Below are 9,416 nucleotides of genomic sequence, written 5' to 3' on the forward strand. Positions count from 1 at the left end.
CAGAAGTTGAAGGTCACGAAACTCGTCGATACAGCGTCGCAGGCCGTCCTTGACGTACACTGTTCGACGAACCGGAAGGGAAGTGACGCAGACCTTGCCGAGCAGATCGCCCGCCGAAACGCGGGCGATCTGCGGTCTGTCGCCGCCGACAAGGGATACGACAAACAATCGCTCCGCGAATCCCTTCGTGACCTCGGGATTCGCCCGCTCATCAAACATCGCATCTTCGCTCCCTACGACCACGCACACAACGCCAGAATCGACGAACAGCGCTACAATCAGCGCTCGATGACCGAGACCGTGAACTCGGCTGTCAAGCGCTCGCTCGGCTTCGCCGTGCGAGCGCGATCCTGGTTTCGTGAGTTCCGAGAAATCGTGCTGATGTGTGTGGTCTATAACATCAAGCGAGCCGTGAAACAATGAATTCCATTGCTGTATGGCGATTCAACACAGCCGTCGCTTCCCAGACGCTTCCGTTCGACGTGACGCCGGGGGTGGACACGCCCGTCGGGGTGTGGACGGTCACCGCGGGGACCGTCGAGAGCGGTTCGTCCGCCCGCACCGTCACGCGTCCGGTCGTCGCATCCACTCGTTCGAGCGTCGCACCGAGTTCCGGGGGAGTCCTGTCGAGGACGATGGTCGCGTTCGCCGTCGTCCGGTTCTCGTTTCCGACGACGTCGGTCGCTCGCGCGATGAGCGTGTAGTTTCCGTCGTCCGGAAGCGTAGAGAGGTTCATCACGCTCGTCCAGTTCTTACCGTCGGACGAAGTCGCCGTGCTGCTCCTGTGCGAGCATCGAAATGTCGTACGTTCCCGACGGCGACTGTCGATAGTACGTGACGTTTCCCTGAGCGAGATTTTCCGGATTCAGTTCGAAGGTCGCCGGGCCGGTGACGCCGTCGATTCGATTCGTTACGTGGAGACGACCGGGACGTCGAAGTAGTCGTCACCACTGACGTCGTTTGCGGGTATCAAGAGATGTTCGACCGACACCGATAGCTGGTCGTCGACACTGACGCGGGAACGGTGCCGTGATTCCGCCGCGGTAGTCGTCCAACCACGTTCGTTTCGTGAAATCCAGTTCGACGTTACGAGTCAGCAGTCGACCGTGGTCGATTTCGGCTGCGGTCGTGTCGAGGCCGAATTCGACCGTGTTCGACTCGTCCAACACGAACGTCCTGTCGTGCGAGACGGTGAACGTCTCACTGACGACGACCGGTTGACCATCGTCCTCGTTGATACCGCTCAAGACCGCGTGATAATCGCCGGTGCCGTAGACGTAGTAAGTCGCCGTTCCATTCGAAACGCACTGAACTGGGTCGACGACTTCCCATCCGTCCTCGCTGAGCAGTCGAACGAGGTCGTTTTCGGTGTTGGTTCGACCGATACCGTCTTTCCGAATGGTCACTTCGTAGGCTTTCACGAATCCGAAAATCGAGGTGTACTTCCCGTCGTCGAACGAGAGACGACCTGAATACGTCCCACCTCCGTTGTCCGCATCGACCGTCAGTTCGAAAGCCTCCGTTTCTCCCGGTGCGACGGTGACAGTGCTCCGATTGAGGGAGACGATGCCGCTCGTGGAGTCACTCATCCGCGTCGCAGTCGCGGTGACGTTCACCGTCTCGGTCGCGTTCCCGAGGTTCGTGACCGTGACGACCTGGAGACGTTCTGTCCACCGACGATTCCGAAATCGGTGGTTCCGGGTGCGATTTCGACGTCGCTCCCGATCGCTTCACCCGCATCGATTCGACCCGCACCTTGCGTGTACACGTCGTACGATCCGAGTGGGTCGGCCGTCGAACTCAGGACGTTTTTCACGCGAGTCGAAGACCAATTGGGGTGGAATTCGAGCATCAGTGCGGCCGTCCCGCTCACGACGGGCGTCGCCATGCTCGTTCCGCTCATGCCGACGTAACCGTCAGAGGACGCATCCGCACTCCGAATCCCGACACCCGGGGCGACCAAGTCGGGTTTCACGTACCGACCGACCGGCGTCGGGCCACGAGACGAGAATTGCGCGATGTTCCCGTATTTGTCGCTCGCACCGACGGTTATCGCGTGTTCGTGGATACCGGGTGTTTCGACGGTGGAATAGGGGTTCGAATAGTCGTTCCCCGAGTTCCCCGCGGCGACGACGACGGTAACGTCGTTCGACTCGGCGTACGCCATCGCATCCGCCAAAATATCGTTAGAACGGGAAGCGTACGCCGACCCGCCGAGACTCATGCTGATCACGTCCGCCCCGTTATCCACCGAGTACTCCATCGCGTCGATGATGTCCGAGTACGAACAACCGTTGTCACAGACGCGGGCGTCGATGAGGCTGGCATTCGGTGCCATTCCGACGTACTGCCCGTCACTCGCCGTGCCGTCTCCGGCGATGATACCGGCGACGTGTGTCCCGTGATCGTTGGTGTCGTCGGTGATATTTTGCCCAGTGAAATCTCTCTCGTCGACGACAGACCCCTGAAGGTCGGGGTGAGACTGGTTGATGCCCGTATCGAGCACCGCCACCGTGACGTTCTTTCCGCTCACGTCGTACTGTCGACGAGCACCGGTCGCGTTTACGACGTCGCCCGTCTCGTCGAGTGCGGGTCGAACCTTCGTGTCGAGGACGACCGACTCGACTGCGCGAAGAAGACCCACAGAATCAGGTAAGAGGGGGTCGACGGTTCAGCTATGACCGTCATCGCACTACTCTCTGTCGCACCGGTCGTCGAAGACAGCATGGCGAGCGAAGTCGCCAAAGCAGTCGAAGCGCTGGACGAATTCGACGTCTCGTACGAAACGAATCCGATGGGAACCGTCATCGAAGCCGACTCGGTAGACGAACTGTTCGCCGCCGCGCAGGCGGCCCACGAAGCGGTCGACGGCGACCGCGTGAGCACGTTCCTCAAAATCGACGACAAGCGCACGCGCGACCAGCGTGCCAGCGAGAAGGTCACGGCAGTCGAGGACGCACTGGGCAGGGAAGCGAGACGCGACCGCTAACCCGGAACTGTTTACCGGACGACGACCAATCCCGAAGCATGGAGAGTCTCAATCGGATGGCCCTCGAACTCGTCGACGAGGCCATCGACTTCGCGGACGAACTGAACGTCGCCGCGTACGAACTGGACAACGAGGCGACCGTCCTCGATTTCGGAATCGAAGCCGACGGGGGGATGGAGGCCGGACTCCTCCTCGCAGAACTCCAGACCGCCGGACTGGCGACCGTACAGACCCAAATGGACGACGTCGCCGGGGCACCCCTCCCGGCCGTCGAACTCTCGACCGACCATCCCGCACTGGCGCTCCTCTGTTCGCAGAAAGCGGGATGGGAGTTGACCGTCGACGACTTCGAGGGCCTCGGGAGCGGTCCGGCACGCGCGCTGGTCGCCGAGGAGAGCGAGTTCCAGCGCGTCGGCTACACGGACGCCTTCGAGTTCGCCGTGCTCGCCGTCGAGTCCGACACGCTGCCGAACGAAGCGGTCGCCGAACACGTCGCCGACCTCGCGGGCGTGGAACCGAACGCCGTCTTCCTGCCGACGTTCGCCACGGGTAGCCTCACCGGAAGCGTCAGCGTCGCCTCTCGCGCCGCCGAACTCGCCGTCTTTCGGCTGACCGAACTCGGCTACGATCCACTCGATATCCTCTCCGCGACGGGGACGGCCCCGGCCGCTCCGGTCAGCTACGACGAAGCGACCGCTATCGGTCGGACGAACGACGCGCTCGCCTACGGCGGACGCGTCCACCTGACCGTCCGCGAGGAGTTCGACCGGTTCGACGAACTCCCGTCGACCGTGAGCGACGAGTACGGCACGCCGTTCGAGACTTTCTTCAACGACGCAGGGTGGGACTTCGAGGAGATTCCGGAGAGCGTCTTCGCCCCGGCACAGGTGACCGTGGACGTGGTTGACGGTCCGACGCACGTCCTCGGCGAGACGAACGACAACCTGCTCGCGGCCAGTTTCGACCTGTGAAGTTCAAACCCGTTCCCGAAGCGCCCGACGACATCGCGTTCGTCGCCGACGCCCAGTGCGCCGTCCCGCTGGTGCCCGGAACGGAAGACGACTGCTGTGCGCGATTGATGCGACGACTCGACTTTTCGAGTCGCGACGTGGCCCGGACGTGGCTCACGTTCCTGCGGGCGCTTGAACTGGCCGAGGAGACCCAGTCGGGGTTCGTCCGTCTCCGCACCGACCCCGAGCGAGACGAACTCGCAGAGGCGTTCCAGACGCGGGTGTACGGCGCGACGACGGTGCTCGACCTGCTCTCCGAACACGAACGGCTCTCCGAGGAACAGGTGTTCGACCACTTCCGCGAGGAGATTCCGACGTGGGAGCGTCACAAGGACCCGAGCAGGGTGGAGGAAGTGTGGCGAGAGCGCGTCGGAAACCTCCTCGAGTGGGCGGTGCTGCTCGGACTCGCAGAGCACACAGACGAAGGGTTTCGGCGGGTCTGAGTCGGTCGGCGAGCCTGCGTCGGTCGGCGAAGACGTCTCGTGTCGTGGAGTCGAATCGGAACCACGAATCCGTGACCATCGATTCGGACTGGTTCCAGTTTGATATATAAACGTACGTACAGCACCTCGTTTTTGTCGCCACGACACGTACGGTCACTCGATGACCGTCGACACAGTTCTCTTCGACCTGGACGATACGTTGCTGGAGTACAAACAGGACTCACACGAGGTTCTCTCGGCGTCGTTCGAAACCGTCGGCGTCGAGCAGTTCTTCGACATTCCGGATTATCACGCCCGTTACGACGAGTTTCTCGAAAGAGGGGTGAGCGTGGACGAACAGCGAGCCAACTGCTTCGCGGCGATAGCGAGCGAACAGGGATACGACGCGGAGACCGGCCGGGCTATCGCGGACGAGTACGCCGAGATTCGTGACCACTCTCGGGTGCGCTACCTCCCAGGAGCACCTGAGACCCTCGAAACCCTCGCGCGCAACCACGTACTCGGTATCGTCACGAACGGGGCACCGAAGATGCAACGGACGAAGATGGCGGCGCTGGGAATCGACGACCACTTCGAATCGGTGGTGTTCGCGGGCTACGACACCCCTGCGAAACCGAATCCGGAACCGTTCGAACACGCGCTCTCGGAGCTCGATTCGGAACCGAAGCGGGCGATTCACGTCGGCAACTCCCTCGTGTCGGACGTTTCCGGCGCGAAAGCCGCCGGAATCGAGGCGGTGTGGGTACCTGCCGACCCCAGCGTGACACCAGACCCGACGCCGGACTTCGCGTTCGAGACGCTCCATCCGCTCGGCGACCGTCCGTGGGAGCGGGCGTAGGTTTATATATCGAGACGGAACCACTCCGGTTCGATGCGCGAAATCGTCACGCAGGTCGTCTCCCTACTCGCGGGTTTGCAGATAATCGTAGCTGACGCCAACGAGCATGACCAACCCTGCCAGACCCAAGAGCAAGGAAAACCGATCACCGCCTCCGAAGAGATAATCGGTCGCCGACCAGACCCCCACGCCACCGAAAAACGCGACTCGCCACCGCCATGTTCGTGTCACGTCACGGAATACACCTACGAAGAGAACGACCGCAATATACAGGAGAACGATCACCTGCAACAAGCCAGTTACACCGGATTCGGCAACCATACCGACCACGGAGAGGACTACGACCACCAAGAGAAGCGACGCGAACAGTTTCGCAACTGTCGTCACGTCGAACCGTGCTCTCGGCATACACCGCTATCGAGGTGCGAGAACGATAAGTCTACTCGACCGACGTCACGTCGGTTACGGTTCCGACGCCCTTGCTCTGGCCCTCGCGGAAGACGAATCGCTGGCCCTCCTCCACAAGGTAGGGTCGGAACTTGAACCGAACGTTCGTCGTCCCCTTGTCGCCGGGTAGGAGGTGTCCGCCGTCGGGTTCGAAGACCGCGGTTTCGCTGACCGTTTCGACGTGGACGACGGGTTCGTAGCCGGTTCCGATGCGCGTCGGGTGGTTCAACACCATCACTTCGGCTTCGAACTCGCGGACTGGCGTGGGGTCTGCGTCCGCCGGAAGCAAGACCATCCCGCGCTCGATGTTGGCCTCTCGCACGCCCTTGAGCGCGATGCCGACGATTCGACCCGCCTTCGCTTCGTCCACGCGGTGGTAGTGCATCTCGATGGAACGAACCTCCACTTCCCGAAATTCACCGTCCGGCATCGGGCCGATGAGGAGTTCGTCGCCGGCCTCGACCAACCCGGAGTTGATGGTCCCGCTCGCCACCGCGCCGACGCCGGTCACACTGTAGGTTCGGTCGATGTACATCCGGAACTCGCCGCTGTCGGCGGTCGTCTTCGGCAGTCGCTCGAACATGGCGTCGAGTGCGTCGAGTCCGTCCATCGTGACCGCGCTGGTCATCAGCACGGGAACCACGTCCTCGCTCACCTCCTCGATGGCGACGTCGACGCCGTGGCGTTCGACACGGAGGGGCGTCTTGCCGACCTCACGGAGCAGTCGTTCGACCTCGCGTTCGACTTCCTTCGCTTGCTCCTCGTCTACGATGTCGGTCTTGGTGATGGCGACGATGGTCGGAAGTTCGGTCGCCAGCAGGATCCCGAGATGTTCGCGCGTCGTCTTCGTCGGGCCGTCGTCCGCGGCGACGGTAAGCAAGCCGTAGTCGAGTTTCTGGCCGACGAGACCGCGAATCGTGGTCCGAAGCCACGGTTCGTGACCGACGGTGTCGACGAACGAGACGAGACGGTCGCTCTCCTCGACGACGCGCGCTCGGTCTGACTTTCGGTGGGGGTTGTCCATGTGGACGGCCTCGCCGTCCTCGTCGAACCCGTAGACTGCGTAGGAGAGGTCCGCACTGAGACCGCGCTGAACCTCGTGTGGTTGGACGTCGAGATAGCCGCGCGTACTCCCTTCACCGTCGTCCGGTTGCCCGGTGACGAGACTACCGACGAGCGTGCTCTTGCCGTGGTCTACGTGACCCGCCGTCCCGACGACGATGTGTTCGCTGTCGGTATCGAGAACGGCCCCCTCGCGGATAGTGGCGATACCGACGAGTCCGCCACTGCCGTTTCGGGTGGTCGCTCGCGTGTGCGCTTCGGTGTCGTCGATACCCCACGTCTGAACGTCTTCGATGTGTGCGCCAGCCTCCTCTGCGAGGAGAGAGAGCACGTCCATCGTTTCGGAGAACACGTCGGGGTCGACGCCTGCCAGTCCGCCGTCGTCGGTGACGCCGACGACGTACGTCGCCTCGCCGTCACCCGAGAGCACGCGATGACGCAACTGTGCGGCGAGACTCTCCATTCGCCCTTCGGCGAGGTGGATTTCCCTCGTGAGTCGTTCCTTGAACTCCACGCTGCCGCCCTCCTGCTCTCCACGGTCGAGAGCGCGCTGCAAGGCGGCGCGGTCAGCGCTCATGAGAACGGGTTGGGGCCGACCGGTCAAAAGATTTGCCCGTGTTACAGTTCCAATCCCTCCAGATTGCTATGTAGAGAACGGGAGAGCGTGAACTACCCAGCGGCCATTCTGCGGGAGAACACGCGACGGCGGGCTACAGGGCAGGTGACAGTTCGGTATCGCGGACGAAGCGAACACGAAGACCACTTCCGTTTGCTCGCTCGCTCACCTCGATAGTCGCCTCTGTCGCGTCGTTGTCGATGGAAAAGACCGTCCAGACGGTCACCGACTCTCCCGCTTCGAGCACGGTCGGGGTGAAACCGCTGGCGTTGACGAGCGGCTGATGGCCAGAGAGCGTTCCGTTCGACCGAAGTGCGAACTGCTGTGGTTTCAATCCGACCGGATCACTCCCAGCGTTCGTGACGTTCATGCTGACGAGGAGGAACGGTTCGCCCTCTCTCGGACGATAGACGCCCTCGTCACCCGATTTCGGGTCGAGTTCGTCCACCCATTTCGCGTTCCACTGGACGTCGAGCGCAGCGGTCGCGTTGTCCGGTGTCGTGGACGCCGCCGTGACGTTCCATCCCGCCTCCTCGACGGTGCCGCCGGTTCCGAGAATCGTCGGCACGACGACGGCCAGAACGATAGCGAGGACGGCCACGACGACGCCAGCGGCCGCCTTCGGTGGAACGGCCGCCGGAATCGGGAGGAAGAACCCGTTGTCTTCGTCCGTGGACTCGTCGGCCGCCTGGTCGTTCTCGTTGTCCCCACCCTCGTCTGCAAACTGGTGGACGAGGTCGTGGAGTTCTCGCGCCTCGATGATGGTTTTGAGTTTCTCGCCATCGACCAGTTGGACACCGAATTGCGAAGCTATCTTCTCTGCGTCGTCGGTAAACGTCCCCTGCGTGACGACCGCACCTTCTTCGACTTCGTACTGCTTGCAGACCGTGACGAACTGCTGGAGTGCCTTTCCACTCACACCGTCACCGGTCGCTGCCCGCGCCCAGATGAGACCCTCCGAACCCGCGCGGTGCAGTACGACGAACGACTTTCCGGATTTCGTCGTTACCTGCGTCTGCCACCCCTGTTTTTCCCACAGGGCTGCGACGAATTCGGCGAACGCGGACTGTTCTATCTTTTGGGTCATGTGCATGGAGAGCGTTTGTTCGTACTGGTATCTTCAGTAATATTATATAAATTATTTTATAGTACAGTCAGGTTCGCCGGATGGCGAGCACCGCGGCCCCGCCAGTGCGACGAGTGCGACCAGACCGTCGAAGTCCGGAAGACCGCCTTCGGACACCGTCTGGGGGGTGGTGGGTCGTTCGGTTGGAACCACCGTGGCGGTCGGCGTCTTCGCCGTCGTAGACGTGGTGTTCGTCGTGGTCGTCGTGGTCGAATTGGTGGTCGTGATGGTCGTCGTGGTCGTTATCGTCGTGGGCATCCTCGTGGGTGTGCCTGCGACGACCCCTCTGACGGTTATCTGCTGGTCACGGAGTTCGAACTCGAACTCCGTCCCGGGTTCGATACCGCTGAAGTCGAACGCCGTTTCGAACGTTCGATTGTCCGAAACCGTCGCGGTCTTCGGCCAGAAGAACGGGTCGTCGCCCTTGTCGAACGCAGTGACGTTTATCATCGTCCCTGCCGCGAGTGTCGTGTCCCCGCCGATAGCCGTCGTATTCTCCACGACGATGAGGTCGCCCGTGTAGTCGAGTTCGACCCGTCGTTCGACCACGGTGAAACTCGTCGTTGCCGTCTCGGATTTCGAAACCAGAGGATTGTCTTCGCCGAGTTCGAACGTGACTTCGTACTCGTCGCCGACCTCGATACCGTGGTTCGCGGTATCGACCATCAGGTAGAGCACGTCGTCTTCTTCGTCCAGCAGGATACGTTCCGACCGGTCACCGTAGAACTCGTTCGGAACCGCATTCGCTCGTAGTTCGACTCGAAAAAGTCGCTAGTTGTCCACTCTCTCGATAACGGCGGCAGCAAAAGCTCGGTCTCACACCGGAAGGACACCGAAAGCGAGACGAAGAACCCTACGAACGCTGCGGAGAGTCGAGAAGGTATC

The 9,416-nt window shown here is 61.9% G+C and carries 13 protein-coding genes; 5 read left to right on the top strand and 8 right to left on the bottom strand.

Translation table 11 applies throughout. The annotated features are described in order from the left end of the window. On the top strand, positions 1-423 hold a 423-nt coding region (locus ACR3FF_RS23665), incomplete at its 5' end, for an IS5 family transposase (RefSeq protein WP_458190589.1). Here ACR3FF_RS23665 and ACR3FF_RS23670 read toward each other — a convergent pair. The 3 genes from ACR3FF_RS23670 to ACR3FF_RS23680 all read right to left on the bottom strand — a co-directional run bounded on the left by ACR3FF_RS23670 (position 401) and on the right by ACR3FF_RS23680 (position 2,644). Further along, positions 401-736 (bottom strand): Ig-like domain-containing protein, encoded by a 336-nt coding sequence (locus ACR3FF_RS23670; protein WP_458190590.1) that lies wholly within the window; start codon positions 734-736, stop codon positions 401-403. The two genes, ACR3FF_RS23665 and ACR3FF_RS23670, sit on opposite strands and share 23 nt — an antisense overlap. A gap of 208 nt (positions 737-944) precedes the next feature. Then, the gene (locus tag ACR3FF_RS23675; protein WP_458190591.1) at positions 945-1,589 is read right to left on the bottom strand and encodes a hypothetical protein; all 645 of its coding nucleotides are present in this window, start codon (positions 1,587-1,589) and stop codon (positions 945-947) included. A 23-nt stretch (positions 1,590-1,612) separates the two neighbouring features. Continuing rightward, positions 1,613-2,644 (bottom strand): S8 family serine peptidase, encoded by a 1,032-nt coding sequence (locus ACR3FF_RS23680; protein ID WP_458190592.1) that lies wholly within the window; start codon positions 2,642-2,644, stop codon positions 1,613-1,615. Positions 2,645-2,677: 33 nt separating this feature from the next. Between ACR3FF_RS23680 and ACR3FF_RS23685 the strand changes: the two genes are divergently transcribed. The 4 genes from ACR3FF_RS23685 (at position 2,678) to ACR3FF_RS23700 (ending at position 5,280) form a co-directional block, all read left to right on the top strand. Then, positions 2,678-2,989 (top strand): MTH1187 family thiamine-binding protein, encoded by a 312-nt coding sequence (locus ACR3FF_RS23685; RefSeq protein ID WP_458190593.1) that lies wholly within the window; start codon positions 2,678-2,680, stop codon positions 2,987-2,989. A gap of 38 nt (positions 2,990-3,027) precedes the next feature. Continuing rightward, a complete protein-coding gene (gene mch, locus ACR3FF_RS23690; RefSeq protein ID WP_458190594.1) occupies positions 3,028-3,960 on the top strand; it encodes a methenyltetrahydromethanopterin cyclohydrolase in 933 nt (310 codons plus the stop codon). Beyond that, on the top strand, positions 3,957-4,442 hold the full coding sequence (locus ACR3FF_RS23695; protein ID WP_458190595.1) for a double winged helix-containing putative transcriptional regulator: 486 nt from the start codon (positions 3,957-3,959) through the stop codon (positions 4,440-4,442). Before mch ends, ACR3FF_RS23695 begins: the two co-directional genes overlap by 4 nt. 160 nt (positions 4,443-4,602) lie before the next feature. Further along, positions 4,603-5,280 (top strand): HAD family hydrolase, encoded by a 678-nt coding sequence (locus tag ACR3FF_RS23700; RefSeq protein WP_458190596.1) that lies wholly within the window; start codon positions 4,603-4,605, stop codon positions 5,278-5,280. 63 nt (positions 5,281-5,343) lie between these two features. Here ACR3FF_RS23700 and ACR3FF_RS23705 read toward each other — a convergent pair whose 3' ends face one another. The 5 genes from ACR3FF_RS23705 to ACR3FF_RS23725 all read right to left on the bottom strand — a co-directional run. Further along, the gene (locus ACR3FF_RS23705) at positions 5,344-5,688 is read right to left on the bottom strand and encodes a hypothetical protein (protein ID WP_458190597.1); all 345 of its coding nucleotides are present in this window, start codon (positions 5,686-5,688) and stop codon (positions 5,344-5,346) included. Positions 5,689-5,719: 31 nt separating this feature from the next. Beyond that, the gene (locus ACR3FF_RS23710; protein WP_458190598.1) at positions 5,720-7,366 is read right to left on the bottom strand and encodes a GTPBP1 family GTP-binding protein; all 1,647 of its coding nucleotides are present in this window, start codon (positions 7,364-7,366) and stop codon (positions 5,720-5,722) included. A 133-nt stretch (positions 7,367-7,499) separates the two neighbouring features. Further along, on the bottom strand, positions 7,500-8,492 hold the full coding sequence (locus ACR3FF_RS23715; RefSeq protein ID WP_458190599.1) for a restriction endonuclease: 993 nt from the start codon (positions 8,490-8,492) through the stop codon (positions 7,500-7,502). A gap of 51 nt (positions 8,493-8,543) precedes the next feature. Next, a complete protein-coding gene (locus ACR3FF_RS23720) occupies positions 8,544-9,197 on the bottom strand; it encodes a BGTF surface domain-containing protein (protein ID WP_458190600.1) in 654 nt (217 codons plus the stop codon). After that, on the bottom strand, positions 9,197-9,416 hold a 220-nt coding region (locus ACR3FF_RS23725), incomplete at its 5' end, for a hypothetical protein (protein ID WP_458190601.1). The genes ACR3FF_RS23725 and ACR3FF_RS23720, both read right to left, overlap by 1 nt.

The sequence above is a fragment of the Haladaptatus ordinarius genome, from assembly GCF_054177595.1.